We start from the raw sequence: 21,858 nt of genomic DNA on the forward strand, positions 1-21,858 counted from the left end.
TGCGAGACCCCACCCTCCACCCGCAGAATGGGAGCATGTTCGTGTCCGCAGAGACCATCACGACCGTCATCAGCGCGCTCGGCATCGTGCTCACGCTGGGGAGCAGTATGCTCGCGGGCTTCGCCTGGTGCATCCGCAGATGCGACCGTGTCGAGCAGACCCTCGGTGCACGCATCGATGCGGTCGCGGCCGACACGACCGAGCTCAAGATCGCGATGGCCCGACTCGAAGGTCCGCAGCGCCACCTGATCGTCGCGGCCCGCTGACGCGACGACAGCCAGCGACGGCGATTCAGCGCAGGACGAGCGCCGCGGCGCCGATGAGCGGTCCCTCGTCGCCGAGCCCCGAGCGCACGACTCGGGTGCGACGCGAATACTCGTGAGCCGCGCTCGCGGTCAGGGCCTGCTGCACGAGGTCGATGTAGTCGGCGGACACCCGCGAGAATCCGCCGCCGATCGCGACGGTATCGAGGTCGACGAGGGTCGCTGCATCCGCGAGGGCCTCACCGACGGCCTTCGCCGAACGTTCGATGGCCGCACGCGCGGTCGCGTCGCCCGCGGCGGCATCCCGCGCCAGGTCCTCGCCGGTGGCTCCCGCCCAGCCCTGCTGCTGCGCCCAGGCGGCACTCGACGGGCCGGAGGCGATCTCCTCGAGCGTGAGTCCGCCTTCGCGGCGCACCTGTCCGAGGTGTCCGGCGTTGCCGGTAGCGCCGGGGATGTACGCGCCGTTGACGACGAATCCCCCGCCGACGCCGGTGGAGACGACGATCGACAGCGATGCTCCGGCATCCTGAGTGGCGCCCAGCCACGACTCGGCGAGCGCGAGCGCACCGCCGTCGTGACCGAAGACCGTGGGCAGCGCACGGCCGAGGATCCCGGAGGCGGTCGTGCGCACCGCATCCGCGAGACCGTATCCGCGGGCTGCAGGCATGTTCACCGGAAGGATCTGACCGGCAGTCCGGTCGATCGGCCCCGCACTGCCGATGCCGGCGCCGATGAGCTCGCCGTCTTCGGGGAGGCGGGAGAGCGCATGGGCGATCACCGTCGCGATCGCATCGTCGAGCGACGCGGGAGTGGCATCCCGACCGGTCGCCCTACGACTGCGGCTTCCACGCACCAGCGTGCCGTGCTCGTCCACGAGCGCGGCCTCCATCTTCGTGCCGCCCACGTCGACGGCCAGGGCGTAGCGGGTCACTGGGGGTCGAGTCCGAGGTCGTCGAGGTCGAAGGCCGCACGCCATTCGAGGCCCTCGGCTTCGATCGCTGCCTGAGCGCCGGTCTTGCGGTCGACGATCACGGCGACGGCGACGATCTCGGCGCCCTCCTTGCGCAGCGCCTCGACGGCCTTGAGCGCCGACTGCCCGGTCGTCGAGGTGTCTTCGAGCACGACGACGCGCTTGCCCTTGACGTCTGCCCCCTCGATCTGGCGACCGCGTCCGTGGTCCTTCGGCTCCTTGCGCACCACGAACGCGTCGAGCGGGCGGTCGGTGGCGACCGAGGCGTGCAGCACCGAGTTCGCGATGGGATCGGCCCCGAGGGTCAGGCCTCCGACCGCGACCACGTCGAGGTCGCCGATCAGGTCGAGCATGATGCGGCCGATCGCGGGAGCCGCCCGGTGGTCGAGTGTGAGCTTGCGCATGTCGACGTAGTACGTCGCCTTCTTGCCGCTCGAGAGCGTGAAGTCTCCGTGGAACACGGCCTCGTCCTTGATCAGGTCGAGGAGGGTCTGGCGGTCTGCGTCGAGTGCGGTCACGGCATCCAGTGTAGGAGGTGGGCCCTAGGCTTGACGCATGCGCTTGGCCACCTGGAACGTCAACTCCATCCGCACCCGTGTCACCCGCACCGTCGAGTTCGCCGTCCGAGAGGACATCGACGTGCTGGCGATGCAGGAGATCAAGTGCAAGCCCGAGCAGTTCCCGTACGGGCCGTTCGAAGAAGCCGGATATCACGTCGAGGTGCACGGCCTCAATCAGTGGAACGGCGTCGCGATCGCGAGCCGCCTGCCGATCACCGACGTCCGCACCTCGTTCGACGGCATGCCGGGCTTCGCCAAGGGGCATGAGGGCCCGGATGCTCCGCTCGAGGCGCGCGCGCTGGGCGTGCTCGTCGACGGCGTGCGCGTGTGGAGCCTGTATGTGCCGAACGGCCGCTCGCTCGAGGACCCGCACTACACGTACAAGCTGCACTGGCTCGAGGAGCTGAAGAAGGCGACTGCCGCCGAGCTGTCGGAGAACCCCGATCTGCCTCTCGCACTGGTCGGCGACTTCAACATCATCCCGTTCGACAAGGACAACGGTGACCCCGACATCGTCGAGGGCGTCTCGACGCACGTCTCGCCGCAGGAGCGCGAGGCCTTCTTCGCGTTCGGCGACGCGGGCCTCACCGACGTGGTGCGACCGCTGATCCCCGAGGGATTCACCTACTGGGACTACCAGCGCCTGAAGTTCCCTCGCAACGAGGGCGTGCGCATCGACTTCGTCCTCGGCTCGAAGACGCTTGCAGATGCGGTCACCGGCGCTTCGATCCACCGCGACGAGCGCAAGGGCGAGCAGCCGAGCGACCACGTCCCCGTGGTCGTCGAGTTCGACCTCGGCGGCGCTGAAGAAGACGACGACCTGCCGATGATCTTCTCCTGAGTGCTGTGTCGCTTCGCCTGATCGCCACCGATCTCGACGGGACGCTGCTCGATTCGTCGTCCACGGTCACGCGGCGCACACGGGCGGCACTCGACCGGGCGCGGACTCGCGGCATCCATGTCGTGCCCGTGACCGCCCGGCAGCCGATCGGACTCCGGGCGGTCGCCGACGGCGCGGGCTTCGACGGGTGGGCGCTGTGCAGCAACGGCGCCTATGCGACGCACCTCACGGACGGACGGATGCTGTTCGCCGAGGAGCTTCCGCCCGAGACGATCCGCGCCTTGGCCGAGGCGCTCCGCGCCAGCATCCCCGGACTGTTGTTCGCGAGCGTGCGCGAGGGCGGCGAGACGTTCGTCGCCCAGCACGGCTATGCCGAGATCGCCGATCTGTCGGATCACAAGCGCGACCCGCGCACGATGGGCGGTGTGGGGCTCGACCAGGTGCTCGCCGCTCCCAGTCTGAAGCTCGTGATCCGGCATCCGGAGCTCGCACCGTCTGCACTGTTCGAAGCGCTGTGCGACCTCGGGCTCACCGGCTTCGAGGCCACGCTGTCGGGGGCGCCGTTCGTCGAGGTCATGGCGCAGGGCGTCACCAAGGCCACCGGCCTCGCCCGCCTCTGCGAGCACCTCGAGATCGACCGCCGCGACGTGATCGCCTTCGGCGATGCGCTCAACGACGTCGAGATGCTCCGCTGGGCAGGCCTCGGGGTCGCGATGGCCGATGCCGATGACGTCGTGCAGGATGCCGCCGACGAGACGACGACGTCGAACGACGACGACGGCGTCGCGAGGGTGATCGAGCGCCTGCTCGGCTGACGCGTCGAGTCGGGTCGAGTCGAGTCGAAGGGTCAGTCCTCGAAGGTCCCGACCTCGGGCACCCGATCCGTCCGGCCGTAGCGCAGCAGCATCACGCCGCCGTCATCTGCGATCGGGGGCGCGAGCAGCCGCAGCACCGACGGCAGCGCGCCGTCGTCGAACACCTTCTTGCCTGTGCCGAGCAGGATCGGGTACACCCACAGATTCAGCTCATCGAACAGGCCCTCGGCGAGCAATGAGTGCACGAGGTCGATGCTGCCGATCACGTGCACCTCGTGGTGCTGCGCCCGCAGCTCGACGATCTCTGCGGCGAGGTCCTCGCCCACCCGGTGACTGTTCTGCCAATCGAGCATGATGCCGGCATCCCGTGTCGCCACGTACTTCGGAACCCGGTCGAAGAGCCTGCCGATCTCTCCCGACGGGCCCTCGGTGTGCTGCGGCCAGTACGCGGCGAAGATGTCGTAGGTGCGGCGGCCGAGCAGCAGGGCGTCGAGCCGCTGCATCCCCTGTGAGACGGTCTCCCCCATGCCCGACGACGGGTATCCGGCCTGCCAGCCGCTGAAGCGGAATCCGCCGGACGGGTCCTCGTCGGTGCCGCCGGGCCCCTGGGCGACGCCGTCGAGGGTCATGAAGAGGTCGATCAGGATGCGTCCGGCCATCAGAGTGCTCCTTTGCACGAGAGATCCTGCACGATGACACGGCTCACCCTATGCGCTCACTCGGAGGCGCGGGAGGGTGTCTGGTCGACGGGATCCGACCGTTGCTCGCCCCACCGGCCGAGCGCCTCGATCGCGACGCGCAAAGCGAGACCTCGATCGGTGAGCCCGTAGGCGCGCGTGTTGTGCCGGAGGGCAAGCCTGCTGAGCACTCCCGCCGCCTCGAGTTCTCGCAGACGTGTCGCGAGCATGTTCGTCGGCACCCCGAGATCGCGCTGCAGATCGCCGTACCTCTGCGGCCCGTCGAGAAGCTTCTCGACGATGAGCAGCGCCCACCGGGCACCGACGACGTCGAGGGCTGCAGCGAGGTCGCTCACGCGTCCTGGTCGGAGTCCGGTTTCATCCAGAACGGCGAGTAGTGATAGCCGTCGGGGTCATCGAACTGGCGCTGATACATGAACGGGTAGTCGTCCGTGTCGCCGACGCGCCCACCGGCGGCAGCGGCGCGCTCGACGAGAGCGTCGACAGCCTCCCGGCTGTCGAGGTCGAACGAGACCGTGACCTTCGACGGGGTGTCCGGTCCGCCGATCACGTCCTCGGTGCCGCCGACGCTCGCGTACATCTCGCGGCTGCCGAGCATGACGTATTGGTCGGGCGCGATCGCGAAGCACGACACGTTGTGATCGGACATCTCGGCGTTGAGGGTCCAGCCGAGCGCGGTGTAGAACGCTGTGGCCCGGTCGACGCTCGCGACCGGGCAGGTGATGAAGAGGCTCATGTGCTGATACTTGCAAAATGCAAGTGCGCCGTCAAGGGGTCCATCGACGACGCCGAAGACCCAGCAGCGCGAGCACGCCCGCGCCGGCCGTGAGGGCTGCGACGACCCCGAGACCCAAGCCCGGGACGGATGCCGTCGCCACGGCGCCCGCGACGAGCGGACCGCCCGCGTCCCCGAGCTCCCGCCCCAACTCGGCGCTGCCCATGGTGCGCCCCATGCGCTCAGGCGGTGTGGTCGCTGCGAGGTGCGAGAACGCGATCGGCGTCGCGATGCCGACCCCGACGCCGACCAGCAGCGCGGTGGCGACGAGCGCGACCGGCACCTGCGTCACCGCGGCGAGCGCGATCCCCGCGGCGATCACGAGCAGCCCGCCGACTGTGCCGAGCCGCACCGAGATGCGACCCCGATCGTGTGCGCCACCGACGAAAGGCTGAGCGACGCTCGATGCGATGGCGAGCACGGTCACTATCGCCATGCTCCCCACGGTGTCGAGCCCGGCCTGGCGGCCGAGCAGCGGCAGGAAGCCGACCGCGACCGCGAGCGCCCCGGTCGTCGCGGCCAGCACCAGAGTGGGGACGAGGAAGCCGGGGGCAGCGAGCTCTCGCGCCAGATCGACGAGGGTCACACGCGTGCGCGGCAGCACCGTCACCGCGGGAATCGCCAGGGCGACCCACGCTGCGGCGGCGAGTCCGAGCACCGCGAGCGCCCAGAACAGCGCCGGCATGCCACCCCAGACCACGAGCACCGCCCCGATCAGCGGGCCGAGCGCGTAGCCGAGGCTCTTCCACGAGCCGTAGCGACCGAAGTACTTCCCCCGCGTGGCATCGTCGGTGAGCCGGGCGACCGCGGCAGATGACGAGGGCGAGAAGGCGGATGCCGCGGCACCCTGACCGAGCCGGCCGATCACGAGCCCGAGCATCCCCGGCACGACGGCCCCGACCGCCGAGAACGCCGAGAACGCGAGAAGCCCTCCGATGATCACGGGGCGCACGCCGATGCGGTCGCTCAGCGCACCGAACAGCGGCTTGAGCAGCACCTCGGCGAGGTCGTACAGCGCGAGGGTCAGGCCGAACGCGAGCAGTGTCCAGCCGATGTCCTCGGTCTCGGCACCGAGGGCGGCGGCGATGCCGTGCGCGCCGAACGCGGTGGTGAAGCCGGCGAGATAGAGCGGGGCGAGCCGGGGCGTCGCGAGCGGCGGGGTCGAGGTCACGGTCGATTCTCCCAGGCGCGCACTCGACGGGGCGGCCGCGATGACGACGTGATCCCCCGTGCGGGGGATGCCGCGGCATCCCCCTTCGATCTACGGTGGGGGAATGCCCGCAGCGCCGTTCACCCGCACGCCCAGTGCCCGCGAGCAGCGCAGCGACCTCATCCTCGCCGCCGTGATGTTCGTGGGCGCGGTGCTGAGCGCCGCCCTCTCGACGATCGCTGAGATCTACGGAGACACCAGGGCTGAGCCCTGGACCGCACTCCTCTACGCGGTCGCCGTGACCGTGCCGCTCGCCGTGAGACGCCGCTGGCCCGCCCAGGTCGCGATCGCGATCTGCGTCGCCTACTTCCTCGCGATCTCCTTCCAGGTGCCCGAGATCTACGTCGGCAACATCGCCATGTTCGTGTCGCTGTACACGGTGGGCGCGTGGATGAACAACCGCAGAGCCGCGATGATCGTGCGCGTCTCGATCATCGTCGGCATGTTCGTCTGGCTCATCATCACGATGTACCGCCAGGCGATCGAGGAGGCCGACAAGGCCGAGGTCGCAGCCGGCCTGCTCTCGCCCTATCTGGCCTTCATGCTCATCCAGCTGCTGCTGAATGTCCTCTACTTCGGCGGCGCGTACTACTTCGGCGAGCGCTCGTGGCATGCCGCGCAGGAGCGTCAGGTGCTCGAACAGCGCACGGCCGAGCTCGAGCGGGAGCGCGAGGTGACAGCCGCTCAAGCCGTCGCCCTCGACCGCGTGCGCATCGCCCGTGAGCTGCACGACGTGGTCGCCCATCACGTGTCGGTCATGGGCGTGCAGGCGGGCGCCGCTCGTCTCGTGATCGACCAGGATCCGGAGAAGTCCAAGAGCATCCTGACCGGCATCGAAGGGTCGGCGCGCGACGCCATCCACGAGCTCCGGCAGCTGCTCGAGACCCTGCGCTCCCCCGGCAGCGAGGCACCGGATGCCGCGTCGACCGTGACCCTCGACGACATCCGCTCGCTGGTCGAGGCGTCGGTCGAGGCGGGGCTCCCCACCGACTACGCGGTGATCGGCGAACCGGTCGCCGTGCCGTCGGTCGTCGCCGTGAACCTCTATCGGATCACGCAGGAGTCGCTCACGAACGCTCGCCGTCACGCCGGAGTCGGTGCCACCGCCGACGTCCGTGTGCGCTACGACGGCGATGGGGTCGAGGTCGAGGTCGTCAACACCGGCCGAGCGATCGCCGTGCTGCGGCCGGGTCTGGGTCAGCTCGGCATGCGCGAGCGGGCCGCGGCGTCGGGCGGCACCCTCGAGGTGGCACCTCGCCCCTCGGGCGGGCTGCGCGTGCGCGCCCGCGTGCCCCTGACAGGCACAGCCCCGCAGACCGGCACAGCCCCGCAGACCGGCACAGCCCCACGGACCGGCACAGCCCCGCAGACCGACCAGCAGACCGAGACGAGCCCCGCCTCATGACCACGCCCACGCCCGCGCCCGCATCCACGCCTCCGATCCGCGTGCTTCTCGTCGACGACCATGCGATGCTGCGTGCCGGATTCCGGACGATCCTCGACACCCAGCCCGACATCACGGTGGTCGGCGAGGCGGCGACCGGCGCCTCGGCCCTGGCGCAGGCATCCGCGCTGCTCCCCGACGTGATCACCATGGACGTGCAGATGCCCGACATGGACGGCATCGAAGCGACCAGGCGGATCGTCGCCGACCCCGCGATCGCCGCGGCCATCGCGATCGTCACGACGTTCGACCGGGACGACTACCTCTATCAGGCGCTGGATGCCGGAGCGAGCGGCTTCCTGCTCAAGAACGCCGGCGCCGAGGACCTCATCGCCGCAGTCCGCGCACTCGCGGCGGGCGACGGGATGCTGGCGCCCGAAGTCACGCGCAGGGTGCTCGCGCGGTTCGCCCACACTCCCGCGCCCGCGGCCACACCCGCATCCGCATCCGCACCGGCATCCGGCCCTGTGGTCGACTCCTCCGCGCCGGTGACGCTCGTCGACCCGCTCACCGACCGCGAGGCCGAGGTGCTCGTGCTGCTCGCGGACGCCCGCAGCAACGCCGAGATCGCGAGCGCGCTGTTCATCGGCGAAGCCACCGTGAAGACCCACGTCTCACGTGTGCTGCAGAAGCTCGGTGCCAGAGACCGCGTGCAGGCGGTCGTGCTGGCGCACCGCATGGGACTGGCATAACCGCGACTGCACCGGCCACCGCAACTCCGACCCAGCCCCGATACCCTCAGAGGATGCCGACCGCCGCGCCCCTCTCCCGACCGATCCTGGCCGGGATCGTCACCGCGCTGGTCGGATTCACGAGCTCGTTCGCCGTCGTGCTCACGGGCCTCAGCGCGGTCGGCGCGACACCGGAGCAGGCCGCCAGCGGACTGCTCGCGGTCAGCCTCACGATGGGGCTCGCCTGCGTCGTGCTCGCCTGGCGGTATCGGATGCCGATCACCGTCGCCTGGTCGACTCCCGGCGCCGCGCTGCTCGCCGCGACCGGCGTCGTCGAGGGAGGCTGGTCGGCGGCCGTCGGCGCGTTCCTCGTCGCAGCGGCGCTGATCCTGCTCACGGCGCTGTGGCCCGCGCTGGGCGCGCTGATCGCGCGCATCCCTCCGTCCATCGCGCAGGCGATGCTCGCCGGCGTTCTGCTGCCGCTGTGCCTCGCTCCGATCACCGGACTCGTCACCAATCCGTGGGGCGTGATCCCGATCGTGCTGACCTGGCTGGTCTTCGCCCGTCTCGCACCGCGATGGGCGGTTCCGCTCGCATTCCTCGCAGCGACCGTCGTGGTCACCGTCTCGCTCGTCCAGGAGGGCGCTCCGGTCGACGCCGGCCTGCTGGTCCCCCGCTTCGAACTCACCGCACCGACCTTCACGCTCGGCGCCATGATCGGTGTCGCTCTGCCGCTGTTCATCGTCACGATGGCGTCGCAGAACGTGCCGGGCATCGCGATCATGCGCAGCTTCGGCTACGAGGTTCCGTGGCGCCCCGCCATGCTCGTCACCGGTCTCGGCACCGCGCTCGGCGCCACGGCCGGGGGCCACGCGATCAACCTCGCGGCGATCAGCGCCGCGCTCGCGGCCTCCCCCGACGCCGACCCCGACCCGAAGCGGCGCTGGGTGGCCGGCGTCTCGACCGGGGCCTCGTATCTCGTGCTCGGCGGGTTCTCCGCCGCATTCGCCGCGCTCGTGCTCCTCGCACCCGACGCCGTGATCCCCGCGGTCGCCGGGCTCGCGCTGTTCGGAGCGTTCGGTGCATCGGTGCAGCAGGCGATCGACGACCCCGGCGAGCGCATCCCCGCCGTCGTCACTTTCCTGGTGGCGGCATCGGGCATCTCGCTGCTGGGCGTGAGCGCCGCGTTCTGGGCGCTCGTCGCCGGTCTCCTCGTGCGCACAGTGCTGCACGCCGGGCGGCGCTGAGCCCTCTGCCGATCGGCTCGGCTAGCGTGGGGGCGTGACCGTTCCCGCACCAGCGCCCGTCCCTTCAGCCGGCACTCCCGCCGGTCACTTCGACGCCCGCGCGCTGCTCGAGCCGGTGAACCCCGCCGAGGTCGACGCGTTCGCCCGTGCCCAGCGCGCCGCCAATCGCTCCTCCGCCGGGCAGATCGTCGCGTGGGTGGCTGTGGGGTTCGCCGCGCTGTGCGTGGTGCCCGTCATCGGGATCATGATCCTGGGCCTCGGGTACACGATCGGGCGCGGCACCGGGGTCGCGGTCGCCGGGCTCCTCGCCCTGCTGCTGTTCGCGGGGCTCACCCTGGGAATCGTGATGCTCGTGCGTCGAGGCATCCGCACGCGCAATCTGACACGATTCCGCCTCGCGCGCTTCGCCGGAGCGAACGCGATGAGCTACTTCGAACGGATCGACGACCCGCCTCTGCCGGGGATGATCTTCTCGAGCGGATCGAGCCGGATGTCGACCGACGTGCTCCGAGGGGTCGCACCCCGGTTCGTCGAGTTCGGCAACTATCAGTACACGACGAGCAACGGCAAGCAGTCGCAGACGCACCGCTGGGGCTACGTCGCCGTCAAGCTCGACGTCCCCCTGCCGAACATCGTGCTCGACGCACTCGGCAACAACACCCTCGGCAGCACCGTCGCCGGCGCGTTCAGCGGCGATCAGCGACTCTCGCTCGAGGGTGACTTCGACCGGTACTTCTCGCTGTTCTGCCCTGCGGGCTACGAGGTCGACGCCCTCTACCTCTTCACGCCCGACGTCATGGCGCGCTTCATCGATCATGCCGCGCAGCTCGATGTCGAGATCGTCGACGACTGGCTCTTCCTCTACGCACGCCGCGAGGTGTCGACGCTCGACCCGGCGACCTGGGCGTGGCTGTTCGGAGCGGTCGGTGCGCTGCTGACGAAGCTCGACCAGTGGGCGCGCTGGCGCGACGACCGGCTGCGGCTGTCCGCGCCCGTCGCGCAGCATCCGCCCCTCCCCGCCGACGGGGCCGCGGCCCCGGTGCCCGCGGGATCCCCCGCGCTGCCGTTCGCGGCTCCGCAGGGTCTGCTCACCCCTCCTCCTCCCGGCGTCGCCCCTCCCGGTCAGCGCCTCAAGCGACGAAGCCCGTGGCTGATCGTCGGCATCATCGTCGGGGTCATGCTCGTGGTGACCATGGCCCCGTTCGCGATCGGCATCTTCTCGTTCCTGTTCCTGGGCTGAGTCGGGAAGCTCCCCCGCACGGCGGACGAGCACGACCTCGGGTGCGTGCAGATCCCCCGCACAGATCCGCCACAGGGGGGATGCCGCGGTGACGCGCCCGGCCATAGCGTGAGCGTATGACCACAGGAAAGCTCGTACTGAGCGGCATCACCAAGAGCTACGGCTCGCGGCGCGTGCTCGACGACGTCTCGTTCGAGGTGGCCCCCGGGCGTCTCACCGGGTTCGTCGGCGGCAACGGCGCAGGCAAGACCACGACCATGCGGATCGTCCTCGGGCTGCTCGGCTCCGATGGCGGCCGTGTCGAACTCGACGGCACGGCGCTCACCAGCGCCGACCGCCGCCACTTCGGCTACATGCCCGAGGAGCGTGGCCTGTACCCCAAGATGAAGGTGCTCGAGCAGATCGTGTACCTCGCCCGACTGCACGGGATGAGCAAGGCGGATGCCACGGCACGGGCGACCGCGCTGCTCACCGAGCTGGGACTCGAGGAGCGCCTCGGCGACACGATCGAGTCGCTGTCGCTCGGCAACCAGCAGCGCGCGCAGATCGCGGCAGCCCTCGTGCACGACCCCGAGGTGCTGATCCTCGACGAGCCGTTCTCGGGCCTCGACCCGCTCGCGGTCGACGTCGTGGCGTCGGTGCTGCAGTCATCTGCCGCGAAGGGTGCCTCGATCCTGTTCTCCTCGCATCAGCTCGACGTCGTCGAACGGTTGTGCGACGACCTGGTGATCCTCGCCGCGGGGACCATCCGCGCGTCCGGTTCCCGCGACGCGCTCCGCGCGCAGCACGCCGGCAGCCGGTACGAGCTGGTCTCCGCCGGGGACGCCGGGTGGCTGAGGGCCGAGCCGGGCATCACCGTCCTCGACTTCGAGGGCGGCTACGCCCTGTTCGACGCAGACGACGCCGAGGTCGCCCAGCGTGTGCTGCGCACCGCCGTCGAACGCGGCGACGTGGCGAGCTTCGCCCCCAAGCATCCCTCTCTCGCCCAGATCTTCAAGGAGGTCATCCAGTGAGCACCTCGAACAGCACCGGAACTGCCGGCACGAGCTCGCAGGCCTCGATGATCTGGCTCGTCGCCGAGCGGGAGATCGGCTCGAAGCTGCGCAGCAAGGCGTTCCTGATCTCGACGGGCGTCCTGCTGCTCATCGCGCTGGCCGGCATCGTGCTCGGCGGCTTCGCGAGCAAGAACACCGATGCGATGCCAGTGGCCGTGACCTCCGAGACGGCATCCCTCGTGTCTGCCCTGCCCGACACCGAGATCACCGAGGTGTCGGATCAGGCGGCAGCCGAGCAGCTGCTGCGCGACGAGAAGGTCGATGCTGCGGTCCTGCCGGGCGACGGTCCGACCGGCGTCACGGTCGTCGCGCTCAAGGACGCCCCGACGAGTCTCGTGTCGGCGCTGTCGCAATCCCCGACGGTCGAGATCCTCGAACCCGCGACGACCAACCCGCTGCTGCGCTACTTCATCGCGATCGCGTTCGGCATCGTGTTCATGGGAGCTGCCGCGACGTTCGGCGGCACGATCGCCCAGAGCATCGTCGAGGAGAAGCAGACGCGCGTCGTCGAGATCCTGCTGTCGACCATCTCGGCGCGCACGCTGCTCGCCGGCAAGGTGATCGGCAACACGATCCTCGCGATGGGGCAGATCCTCGCCCTGGCCGCGGTCGCGACGATAGGACTCATAGCGACGGGTCAGCGCGAGGTGCTGTCGACGCTCGGCGCCCCGATCATCTGGTTCGCGGTGTTCTTCCTGTTCGGGTTCATCCTGCTCGCGGCGCTCTTCGCCGCAGCGGCGTCCATGGTCTCCCGCCAGGAGGACATCGGCTCGACGACGACCCCGATCACGATGCTGATCATGGCGCCGTACGTGCTCGTGATCATCTTCAACGACAATCCGCTGGTGCTGACGATCATGTCGTACGTGCCGTTCTCGGCTCCGGTCGGTATGCCGATGCGACTGTTCGTGGGCGAGGCGCAGTGGTGGGAGCCGTTGCTGAGCCTGGTGATCCTGCTCGTGAGCTGCGTCGCCGCGATCGTGGTCGGCGCGAAGATCTACGAGAACTCGCTGCTGCGCATGGGCTCGCGGGTGAAGCTCGGCGAGGCGCTGCGCGGCTGATCACCGCCCCGCCCCGGACGCCCGCTCCGACGACGAAGCCCCACCCTGCAGATGTCTGCGGGGTGGGGCCTCGTCGTTCAGATGGTCGCGGACCGGTTCAGATCAGGCCGTCCGACAGGGTGGTGGGGTTGCCGAACCGGTGGTTGGTGATCGACACGGCCTGCTCGTGCAGGAACGGCAGCATCTCGACGCGACCGGCACCCGTGACGGCGTGCGACCAGACGGCGACGTCGGGGGTGCCGCCCAGGGCTTCGAACAGAGCAGACGCGTCGCCTCCGACGAGGCGCACCCGCTGCCAGCTGTGCTCGGCCTTCGCGGCGGCCTTGGCGAAGCGCTTGACCCACGCCGCATCCTTCTCGTGGGTCACGGTGATGCCCTGGGCGCGCAGCGCCTTCTCGACCCGCGACGGCAGCGCAGGAGCAGACACCGTGAAAGGGCTGCCACTGCGCAGAGCGGCGGCGACCACGCGGATGCCGTCGGCCAGAGCCGCGGTCTCCCCGATGCGCACGTCGGCGGCGACGGGACGATAGCGGAACACGTTGCGCTCGACGCCGAGGCCGGATCTGTCGCTGACGGTGCCGAACTCGGTGGTCCACGCACGCTCGTCGGCGGCGGCCGCGCGGTGCAGCCACTCGATCTCGACGGCGCCGAGGTCGGAGCCCGCGGCAGCGAGCAGGGCCTCGACGGCGGGGATCACGGCAGCGCCGGGGGCCGAGGCGGGGAGCTCTGCAGGGGCCCAGTCGCCGAGGCCGAACAGGTAGTTCGGTCCGCCGGCCTTCGCACCTGCGCCCACGGCCGACCGCTTCCAGCCGCCGAACGGCTGGCGCTGCACGATCGCGCCGGTGATGCCGCGGTTGACGTAGAGATTGCCGGCCTCGACGCGGTCGAGCCAGGTGGCGACCTCGTCGGAGTCGAGCGAGTGGATGCCCGCGGTGAGGCCGTAGTCCACGGCGTTCTGCAGACGGATCGCCTCGTCGAGGTCCTTCGCGCGCATGATGCCGAGCACCGGTCCGAAGAACTCGGTCAGATGAGTGGTCGATCCGGGTGCGACGCCGATCTTGACGCCGGGCGTCCACTGCTTTCCTTCGTCGTCGAGCCTCTTCGGCTCGACGAGCCAGCGCTCGCCCTTCTCGAGGGTCGTCAGTGCCGTCAGCAGCTTGCCGTTCGCCGGCTCGATGATCGGACCCATCTGGGTGGCCGGGTCGTCGGGCAGGCCGACGCGCATCGAGGTGACGGCGTCGACCAGCTGACGCTCGAACCGCTTCGAGTCGGCGACCGATCCGACGAGGATCGCCAGCGACGCCGCCGAGCACTTCTGCCCCGCGTGACCGAAGGCGCTGCGCGCCACGTCGGCGGCCGCGAGGTCGAGGTCGGCCGACGGCGTGACGATGATCGCGTTCTTGCCGCTGGTCTCGGCGAGCAGCGGCAGGTCGGAGCGGAACGAGCGGAACAGCTGCGCCGTCTCGTACGCACCGGTGAGGATGACACGGTCGACCTCGGGGCTTGCGACCAGGCGGGTGCCGAGGTCACGGTTGGCGAGGTCGACGAGGGCGAGCAGGTCGCGGGGAACGCCCGCCGCCCACAGCGCCTCGACCATCACGGCGCCGCAGCGCTGCGTGAGCTTCGCGGGCTTGATGACGACGCCCGATCCCGAGGCGAGGCCTGCGAGCACGCCACCCGCGGGGATCGCGACGGGGAAGTTCCACGGCGGCGTGACCACGGTCACCTTCGACGGCACGAACTCCGCACCGTCGACGGCCTCGAGGTCGAGCGCGCGCTCGGCGTAGTAGTGCGCGAAGTCGATCGCCTCCGAGACCTCGGGGTCGGCTTCGGCGATGGTCTTTCCCGCCTCGTGCGCCATGATCTCGATCAGCTGACCGCGACGGGCGGCGAGCTCGTCGCCTGCGCGGTGCAGCACGGCGGCGCGCTCTGCCGCAGGCAGCGCGGCCCACGTCGCGGCGGCGGCGGATGCGGCGGCGAAGATGCCGTCGAGCTCGTCGGTCGTCTCGACCTTGGCGAGCGCGATCGAGTCGAGACCCAGCGTCGAGTCCACCGAGCGCGCCAGGATCTCGCGACCCCAGGCTCGGTTGGCGGCGATCGCCGGGTCGCTGTCCGCCTGGTTCTCGAAGCCGTCGGTCACGGCGTCGCTCGCGGCAGCCTCAGCCGCGCGATCCTGCACGCGGTTCGACGACGGCACCGAGCGGTCGGCCTCGAGACCTGCGAGCGACCGTTCGAAGCGCTCGCGCTCGCGGGTCAGCAGAGCGGGGTTCGAGGCCAGCTCGAACACGGCCGACATGAAGTTCTCGGGGCTCGCGTTCTCTTCGAGACGACGCACGAGGTAGGCGATCGCGACGTCGAACTCGGCGGGGTTCACCACGGGCGTGTACAGCAGCAGCTGACCGACGTCCTTGCGGACCGCCTCCGCCTGGCCCGTCGCCATGCCGAGGAGCATCTCGTACTCGACGGCATCCGTCACCCCTCGCGCCTGAGCGAGCAGCCACGTGTACGCGATGTCGAACAGGTTGTGGCCCGCGACGCCGATGCGCACGGCATCCAGTCGCTCGGGCGTCATCGACCAGTCGAGCACGCGCTTGTAGTTGGTGTCGGAGTCCTGCTTGGTGCCGTAGGTCGCGAGCGGCCAGCCGTGCACCTTCGAGTCGACCTCTTCCATCGCGAGGTTCGCGCCCTTGACGACGCGCACCTTGATCGGTGCTCCGCCCTTCGCGCGGCGGGCGGCGGCCCACTCCTGCAGCTGCTGCATCGCGCCGAGCGCGTCGGGCAGGTAGGCCTGCAGCACGATTCCGGCCTCGAGGTCCTCGAAGCCCGGCTGGTCGAGGATGCTGGTGAACGCCGCGATCGTGAGGTCGAGGTCGCGGAACTCCTCCATGTCGAGGTTGATGAACTTGGTCTTGCCTGCGGCCTCAGACGTCGCAGCGAGCTCGTACAGCGGCGTGAGCTTGGTCACGACGTCGGCCACGGCCTCGTCGAACGACCACATCGACAGCTGGCTGACGACGCTCGAGACCTTGATCGAGACGTAGTCGACGTCCTTGCGGGCGAGGAAGTCGTAGGTGCCCTGCAGACGACGACCGGCCTCGCGCTCACCGAGCACGGCCTCGCCGAGGAGGTTGAGGTTCAGGCGGTTGCCGCTCTTGCGCAGCTTCGCGATCGCCGGTCCCAGCTTCGACGGCGTCGCGTCGAGCACGAGGTGCCCGACCATGGCGCGCAGCACGCGGCGGGAGATCGGCACGACGACGCCCGGCAGCTTGGGGGCCCAGAAGCCACCGGTCTTGATCGCGGCGCGGAGATACCCGGGCAGCAGCGAGGGGGTGATCTCCGACAGCTCGGCGAGCGCCCGGCCCGCGACGCTGAGGTCTTCGGGACGCATCACACCATCGACGAAGCCGACCGTGAACGCGAGGCCGTTCGGGTCCTTCAGGACTTCGGAGAGGCGCTGGGCGGCGGGCTCGACGGGGTGGGTCTCGCTCTCGGTGAGCCAGCGCTGCACGAGGGCTGCGACCTCTTCGGTGCGCGGCGTCGTGTCGGGAGTGGTGGTGTCGGCGACGACAGTCATCAGGGTGAACCTTCCGGGGGATCGCACACCCGGGATCGTGTGCGGCTCGATCATTCTCAGACGCGCGAGTAGGCTACGTCTATCAACCGATTCGAGTGATTTCTGTTCAGTGTGGATGAACGATTTCACCGCTGCGAAAGAAGTGCGGATGCTCGAGGTCAATCGACTGCGGATGCTGGTCGAACTGTCCCGTCGAGGCACCCTCTCGGCGGTCGCCGACGCGCTCTCGTACAGCAAGGCGTCGGTCTCGCAGCAGCTCAGCGCGCTCGAACGGGATGTCGGCGTCCCTCTGCTTCGTCGTGTCGGCCGCGGCGTGCAGTTCACGCCTCAGGGAAACGTGCTCGTGGCAGAGGCCATCGGCATCCTCGATCAGCTCGAGCACGCCGAGGTCGCCGTCGCCGAGTCGTTGACCGAGGTCACCGGCACCGTGCACATCGCCGTCTTCCAGTCGACGGCTCACTCGCTGCTGCCCGGCGCTCTCAACACCCTGCGGGAGCAGCATCCGGCCCTGCGCGTCGAGGTCACCGAGAGCGACCCCGAGACCGGGCTCGTCGGAGTCTCGAGCCGTGACTTCGATCTGATCCTCGCCGAGCAGTACCCCGGTCGCACTCGCCCCATCCATGCCGACCTCGACAGGGTGGTGCTCGTGCACGACTCGATCGCACTCGCGCGCAAGCCCGGGGCGGAACAGGCGACGGATGCGACCGCCGCCGACGCCACGGCCGCGCTGTGGTCGACGAGAGACGACCCATGGGTGCTCGAACCCGCAGGCACCGCGTCGCGGGCATGGGCCGAGCAGCTCTGCCGCACGGCCGGCTTCGAACCCGATGTACGCTTCGAGGTCGCCGATCTCACCGCTCATGTGCGCCTGATCCGCGCGGGGCTCGCGGTCGGCCTGCTGCCCGAGCTCGTGTGGGCAGGCGAGCCGCCGACCGTCGCACTCACCGCGCTCCCCGATGAGCCGCGTCGGGAGATCTTCTCCTCCGCCCGCCGAGTGTCAGCTGCCGCCCCGTCGATCCGTGCGGTGCGGCGAGCGCTCGCCTCCGCCGCCTCCCGCAACCTGCTCGACTGAGCCTGCTCCTGCCTCATCCACAGTCCGACGACGTCATATCCCGTCATCGGGAATATGCATTCACATGCATCTGTTGAGATCCTCGTACCCGGACGAAGGAGTCCGATCGATTCCTTCTGAAAGGCACTTCTGTGAGCACTCCCGTGATCGACCGCACCGCCCCCACCGAGCACCCCGTCCTCGACGTCCTCGCCGGGCGCTGGAGCCCGCGCGCGTACGACGCCGAGAACTCGATCGACGACGCCAAGCTGAACGCCGCCCTCGAGGCCGCTCGCTGGTCGCCCTCCGCCTACAACCTGCAGCCGTGGCGCTTCATCGTCGCTCGGCGCGGCACCGCTCTGTTCGACCAGGTCGTCGACTCCCTGGTCGAGTTCAACCAGCTCTGGGCCTCGAAGGCCTCGGCTCTGATCGTCGCGATCGCCGAGACCGAGTCCGAAGACGGCAAGGCCATCAGCCACGCCGTCTACGACCTCGGCCAGGCCGTGGCGCACTTCTCGGTGCAGGCCCACCACGAGGGTCTCCTCGTGCACCAGATGAGCGGTTTCGACCCCGAGGCCGTCCGCGAGTTCGCCGACCTGTCGCCGCGGTTCTCCGCCATCACCGTGATCGCGGTCGGCGAGCTCGGCGACGCTTCGGGCCTTCCGGAGGGTCTCCAGCAGGGCGAGACGGCGCCGCGCGTGCGTCGCCCGATCGCCGAGACGGTCATCCTCAGCGCCTGACACAGCGCCAGACACAGCAGTCGCCCCCGTCAGGGGGCACACAAGAGGGGCGGATGCCGCAGCATCCGCCCCTCTTGACGTACCCGGTTCTACTCGTCGAGCAGCTCGGCCTCGATCACATCGTCGTCTTCGCCGGATCCCAGGTCGGAATCGGGCTCCGGCGCGGTCGACGTGAGCACGAGCCCCGCGCCGTCGACCGCGACATCGACCCTCACCAGGTCGCCGTCGTGCACGCCGCCGGAGAGCAGCGCCGTGGCCAGCTTGTTCTGCACCTCGGTCTGGATGAGACGGCGCAGCGGGCGAGCACCGAACATCGGGTCGTATCCGCGCTCGGCGAGCCACGCCCGAGCATCGGGAGTGACCGCGAGCGTGAGTCGGCGGTCGCGCAGCCGGTCGTGCAGCTGATCGATCGACAGCTCGACGATCTGGGCCAGGTCGTCTTGGCTGAGCGCCGAGAACATCACGATGTCGTCGAGACGGTTGAGGAACTCGGGCCGGAACGCCTGGTGCACGAGAGCCATCACCTGCTCGCGCTTCTCATCGGGTGACAGCGTCGGGTCGATGAGGATCGGTGAACCGAGGTTCGAGGTCAGGATCAGGATCACGTTCGTGAAGTCGACCGTTCGCCCCTGCCCGTCGGTCAGACGACCGTCGTCGAGAACCTGCAGCAGCACGTCGAACACCTCGGGGTGCGCCTTCTCGACCTCGTCGAGCAGCACGACGCTGTACGGACGCCGCCGCACGGCCTCGGTGAGCTGCCCACCCTGCTCGTAGCCGACGTATCCCGGAGGGGCGCCGACGAGCCGCGAGACCGAGTGCTTCTCGCCGTACTCCGACATGTCGATGCGCACCATGGCGCGCTCGTCGTCGAACAGGAAGTCGGCCAGAGCCTTCGCCAGCTCGGTCTTTCCGACGCCTGTCGGCCCGAGGAACAGGAACGATCCGGTCGGCCGACCGGGGTCGCTGATGCCCGCCCGCGAACGGCGGACCGCATCGGACACCGCCTTGACGGCATCCTTCTGACCGATGAGGCGCTTGCCGAGCTCGGATTCCAGGTGCAGCAGCCGCTCGCTCTCACCCTGCAGCAGTCGACCGACGGGGATGCCGGTCCACGCGGCGATCACGGCGGCGATGTCCTCGTCGGTGACCTGCTCGTTGACCATGCGCCCCTCTGTCGAGACCGCGGCCTCGGCCTGCTCGGCTTCGGCGATGTCGCGCTCGAGGCGCTTGATCGTCTCGTATTCGAGCTTCGAGGCACGCGTGTAGTCGGCCTCGCGCATGGCGAGGTCGCGCTGCGTGATCGCGTCGTCGAGCTGCTTCTTGAGTTCGCCGACCCGGTTCAGCCCCTGGCGCTCGCGCGCCCAGCGGGCTTCGAGCTCGGCCAGCTGCGCTTCCATGCCCACGAGCTGCTCGCGGAGAGCCGCGAGTCGCTCTTTCGAGGCGGCGTCCTTCTCGCGCTTGAGAGCCAGCTCTTCGAGCTTCATGCGGTCGACCTGGCGCTTGAGCTGGTCGATCTCGACGGGAGACGAATCGATCTCCATCTTGAGACGCGACATCGACTCGTCGATCAGGTCGATCGCCTTGTCGGGGAGCTGCCGCGCGGGCAGGTACCGGTTCGACAGTGCAGCGGCGGCGACCAGCGCGCTGTCGGCGATCGTCACCCCGTGGTGCGCCTCGTAGCGCCCCTTGAGCCCTCGCAGGATCGCGATGGTGTCTTCCACCGTGGGCTCGCCGACGTAGACCTGCTGGAAGCGCCGCTCGAGAGCGGCATCCTTCTCGATGAACTCGCGGTATTCGTTGAGGGTCGTCGCGCCGATCAGTCGCAGCTCACCCCTGGCGAGCATGGGCTTGAGCATGTTCGACGCGGCCACCGAGCCTTCACCACCGCCGGCGCCCATCAGCACGTGCAGCTCGTCGATGAAGGTGATGATCTGCCCGTCGGACTCGGTGATCTCCTTGAGCACGCTCTTCAGCCGCTCTTCGAACTGCCCGCGGTACATCGCACCGGCGACGAGGGCCGAGATGTCGAGCGACACCAGCTCCTTGTCCTTGAGCGACTCTGCGACGTCGCCCGCGACGATGCGCTGGGCGAGGCCCTCGACGACGGCGGTCTTGCCGACGCCCGGCTCGCCGATCAGCACCGGGTTGTTCTTCGTGCGGCGCGTGAGCACCTGACTGACGCGGCGGATCTCGCTGTCGCGTCCGATCACGGGGTCGAGCTTGCCCTGGCGGGCGCGGTCGGTGAGATTGATCCCGAACTGCTCGAGGGCGGACTGCTGGTCGTCGTTCTGCGTGCTCTGTGGGCTGGGCATGGGTTCCTCCTGGGGAGACTCCTTCTGATCACTGTCTTGTTGTCATGGTCCGCAAAGTTGAGTGGACTTGACTCAAGTTTAGCGCATACTGCGCACGGCATCCAGGATCGCTCGTGCGACCGCGTGCTTAGAGCCTGACGCGGATGACACGACGGCGCCACCCCCTCCTAGGATCTCGACGGCGTTGTCCCTCTTCTCGAAACCGTGATCGGCATTCGCGAGGTTGACGGCGAGCAGATCGACGCCCTTGCGCTCGCGCTTGCGGCGAGCACGTTCCCGGCGCTCGACCGGATCCTCCGAGGTCTCGGCGGCGAAGGCGACGATCGTCTGGCCCTGCGGCGATCGGCCCTCGGCGCGCGATGCGGCGAGGGCGGCGACCACGTCTTCGTTCTCGACCAGATCGAGGCGCGTCAGCACGCCCTGCTCCTTGGTGAGCTTGTGCTCCGACACCGTCGCGGGGCGATAGTCGGCGACGGCTGCGGCCATGATCACGATGTCGGCCGCCTGCGCCGCCTCCTTCATCGCGTCGGCGAGCTCCGCTGCGGTCCCGACCGGGACGACCCTGATGGACGGATGCCGCGCATCGGCGAGCACATCGGCCGAGATGCCTGCAGCGACCACCGTCACGTCGGCGCCGCGCGCCGCGGCATCCGCGGCGAGCGCGATGCCCTGCCGACCACTCGACCGATTGCCGAGGAAGCGCACCGGATCGATCGGCTCACGCGTGCCGCCCGCCGAGACGACCACCCGAAGCCCTTCGAGGTCGCGCGGCGCGAGCAGCGCGAGGGCCGCCTCGAGGATCTGCTCGGGCTCCGCCATGCGGCCGGGTCCGCTGTCGCCGCCGGCGAGCTCGCCGTCGGCCGGGCCGACGAGGTGCACTCCGCGCGACGTCAGCGTCGCGATGTTCGCCTGCGTGGCGGCGTTGCGCCACATCTCGGCGTGCATCGCCGGCGCGAGCAGCACCGGCGCTTCGGTGGCGAGCAGCGTGGTGCCGAGCAGGTCGTCGGCGATGCCCGCGGTGATCTTCGCGATCGAGTTGGCCGTCGCAGGGGCGACGATCACCAGATCGGCCCCCTGACCGAGCGCCACGTGTCGGACGCGCGCGACGTCGTCGTGCACGCTCGTCGTGACCGGGTGCCGGCTCAGCGCCTCCCATGTCGGCGTGCCCACGAAGCGCAGTGCGTCCTCCGTCGGCACCACGGTCACATCGTGACCCGCCTTGGTCAGCAGCCGCACCAGGTGCACTGTCTTGTATGCGGCGATGCCACCCGTAACTCCGACGACGATGTTCACGGTTCGATTCTGCCCCAGCATCCGAGGCCGCGGGCCCG

Annotated in this window: 20 protein-coding genes; 11 read left to right on the forward strand and 9 right to left on the reverse strand. The window is 69.7% G+C overall.

Features of this window, described 5'->3' with window-relative positions; translation table 11 throughout:
• Positions 1-35: 35 nt before the first annotated feature.
• Positions 36-266, forward strand: coding sequence for a hypothetical protein (locus MRBLWH13_RS14560; protein WP_341955661.1), 231 nt, complete (start codon positions 36-38; stop codon positions 264-266).
• 25 nt (positions 267-291) lie between these two features.
• Here the strand turns inward: MRBLWH13_RS14560 and MRBLWH13_RS14565 are convergent, their stop codons facing one another.
• Both MRBLWH13_RS14565 and pyrE read right to left on the reverse strand, forming a co-directional pair.
• Entirely contained in the window at positions 292-1,194 is a 903-nt protein-coding gene (locus MRBLWH13_RS14565) for an ROK family protein (protein WP_341955662.1), read from the reverse strand.
• On the reverse strand, positions 1,191-1,751 hold the full coding sequence (pyrE, locus tag MRBLWH13_RS14570) for an orotate phosphoribosyltransferase (protein ID WP_029262822.1): 561 nt from the start codon (positions 1,749-1,751) through the stop codon (positions 1,191-1,193). The genes MRBLWH13_RS14565 and pyrE overlap by 4 nt, the downstream gene beginning before the upstream one ends.
• Positions 1,752-1,788: 37 nt before the next feature.
• Here pyrE and MRBLWH13_RS14575 point away from each other — a divergent pair, with 37 nt between their 5' ends.
• Positions 1,789-2,634, forward strand: a complete 846-nt coding sequence (locus MRBLWH13_RS14575) for an exodeoxyribonuclease III (protein WP_341955663.1) — start codon at positions 1,789-1,791, stop codon at positions 2,632-2,634.
• Positions 2,635-2,639: 5 nt separating this feature from the next.
• Positions 2,640-3,449, forward strand: coding sequence for an HAD family hydrolase (locus tag MRBLWH13_RS14580; protein ID WP_341955664.1), 810 nt, complete (start codon positions 2,640-2,642; stop codon positions 3,447-3,449).
• Positions 3,450-3,481: 32 nt separating this feature from the next.
• Here the strand turns inward: MRBLWH13_RS14580 and MRBLWH13_RS14585 are convergent, their stop codons facing one another.
• Genes MRBLWH13_RS14585 through MRBLWH13_RS14600 form a run of 4 tightly spaced genes read right to left on the reverse strand, consistent with a single transcriptional unit; the run spans position 3,482 to position 6,093 of the window.
• Positions 3,482-4,108, reverse strand: a complete 627-nt coding sequence (locus tag MRBLWH13_RS14585; protein WP_341955665.1) for a dihydrofolate reductase family protein — start codon at positions 4,106-4,108, stop codon at positions 3,482-3,484.
• 56 nt (positions 4,109-4,164) lie between these two features.
• Positions 4,165-4,482, reverse strand: a complete 318-nt coding sequence (locus tag MRBLWH13_RS14590) for a helix-turn-helix domain-containing protein (RefSeq protein ID WP_341955666.1) — start codon at positions 4,480-4,482, stop codon at positions 4,165-4,167.
• Positions 4,479-4,883 carry a VOC family protein gene (locus tag MRBLWH13_RS14595; protein WP_341955667.1) on the reverse strand — a complete coding sequence of 135 codons (405 nt, stop codon included), beginning with the start codon at positions 4,881-4,883 and terminating at the stop codon, positions 4,479-4,481. The genes MRBLWH13_RS14590 and MRBLWH13_RS14595 overlap by 4 nt, the downstream gene beginning before the upstream one ends.
• Before the next feature lie 31 nt (positions 4,884-4,914).
• Complete coding sequence (locus MRBLWH13_RS14600; protein WP_341955668.1) at positions 4,915-6,093, reverse strand: MFS transporter; 1,179 nt, start codon at positions 6,091-6,093, stop codon at positions 4,915-4,917.
• Between the two features lie 103 nt (positions 6,094-6,196).
• On the opposite strand from MRBLWH13_RS14600, the gene MRBLWH13_RS14605 reads away from it, so the two are divergent.
• The 6 genes from MRBLWH13_RS14605 (at position 6,197) to MRBLWH13_RS14630 (ending at position 12,850) form a co-directional block, all read left to right on the forward strand.
• Positions 6,197-7,537: a sensor histidine kinase gene (locus MRBLWH13_RS14605; protein WP_341955669.1), complete on the forward strand. Its 1,341-nt coding sequence runs from the start codon at positions 6,197-6,199 to the stop codon at positions 7,535-7,537.
• A complete protein-coding gene (locus tag MRBLWH13_RS14610) occupies positions 7,534-8,268 on the forward strand; it encodes a response regulator transcription factor (RefSeq protein WP_341955670.1) in 735 nt (244 codons plus the stop codon). Before MRBLWH13_RS14605 ends, MRBLWH13_RS14610 begins: the two co-directional genes overlap by 4 nt.
• A gap of 53 nt (positions 8,269-8,321) precedes the next feature.
• Positions 8,322-9,494, forward strand: coding sequence for a benzoate/H(+) symporter BenE family transporter (locus tag MRBLWH13_RS14615; RefSeq protein WP_341955671.1), 1,173 nt, complete (start codon positions 8,322-8,324; stop codon positions 9,492-9,494).
• Between the two features lie 34 nt (positions 9,495-9,528).
• On the forward strand, positions 9,529-10,734 hold the full coding sequence (locus MRBLWH13_RS14620) for a hypothetical protein (protein WP_341955672.1): 1,206 nt from the start codon (positions 9,529-9,531) through the stop codon (positions 10,732-10,734).
• A gap of 116 nt (positions 10,735-10,850) precedes the next feature.
• Positions 10,851-11,747, forward strand: a complete 897-nt coding sequence (locus tag MRBLWH13_RS14625) for an ATP-binding cassette domain-containing protein (RefSeq protein ID WP_341955673.1) — start codon at positions 10,851-10,853, stop codon at positions 11,745-11,747.
• A gap of 47 nt (positions 11,748-11,794) precedes the next feature.
• Positions 11,795-12,850, forward strand: coding sequence for an ABC transporter permease (locus MRBLWH13_RS14630; RefSeq protein WP_341958324.1), 1,056 nt, complete (start codon positions 11,795-11,797; stop codon positions 12,848-12,850).
• Positions 12,851-12,947: 97 nt separating this feature from the next.
• On the opposite strand, the gene MRBLWH13_RS14635 is transcribed toward MRBLWH13_RS14630, so the two are convergent.
• Positions 12,948-16,424 (reverse strand): bifunctional proline dehydrogenase/L-glutamate gamma-semialdehyde dehydrogenase, encoded by a 3,477-nt coding sequence (locus tag MRBLWH13_RS14635; protein WP_341955674.1) that lies wholly within the window; start codon positions 16,422-16,424, stop codon positions 12,948-12,950.
• A 115-nt stretch (positions 16,425-16,539) separates the two neighbouring features.
• Between MRBLWH13_RS14635 and MRBLWH13_RS14640 the strand changes: the two genes are divergently transcribed.
• Together MRBLWH13_RS14640 and MRBLWH13_RS14645 are read left to right on the forward strand one after the other, a co-directional pair.
• A complete protein-coding gene (locus MRBLWH13_RS14640; RefSeq protein ID WP_341955675.1) occupies positions 16,540-17,496 on the forward strand; it encodes a LysR substrate-binding domain-containing protein in 957 nt (318 codons plus the stop codon).
• A 131-nt stretch (positions 17,497-17,627) separates the two neighbouring features.
• Positions 17,628-18,215, forward strand: a complete 588-nt coding sequence (locus tag MRBLWH13_RS14645; RefSeq protein ID WP_042536804.1) for a nitroreductase family protein — start codon at positions 17,628-17,630, stop codon at positions 18,213-18,215.
• An 89-nt stretch (positions 18,216-18,304) separates the two neighbouring features.
• Here the strand turns inward: MRBLWH13_RS14645 and MRBLWH13_RS14650 are convergent, their stop codons facing one another.
• Both MRBLWH13_RS14650 and coaBC read right to left on the reverse strand, forming a co-directional pair.
• The gene (locus tag MRBLWH13_RS14650; protein WP_341955676.1) at positions 18,305-20,527 is read right to left on the reverse strand and encodes an AAA family ATPase; all 2,223 of its coding nucleotides are present in this window, start codon (positions 20,525-20,527) and stop codon (positions 18,305-18,307) included.
• Positions 20,528-20,605: 78 nt separating this feature from the next.
• Complete coding sequence (coaBC, locus tag MRBLWH13_RS14655) at positions 20,606-21,820, reverse strand: bifunctional phosphopantothenoylcysteine decarboxylase/phosphopantothenate--cysteine ligase CoaBC (RefSeq protein WP_341955677.1); 1,215 nt, start codon at positions 21,818-21,820, stop codon at positions 20,606-20,608.
• Positions 21,821-21,858 lie beyond the last annotated feature (38 nt).

The organism is Microbacterium sp. LWH13-1.2 (assembly GCF_038397735.1).
Classification (GTDB): domain Bacteria; phylum Actinomycetota; class Actinomycetes; order Actinomycetales; family Microbacteriaceae; genus Microbacterium.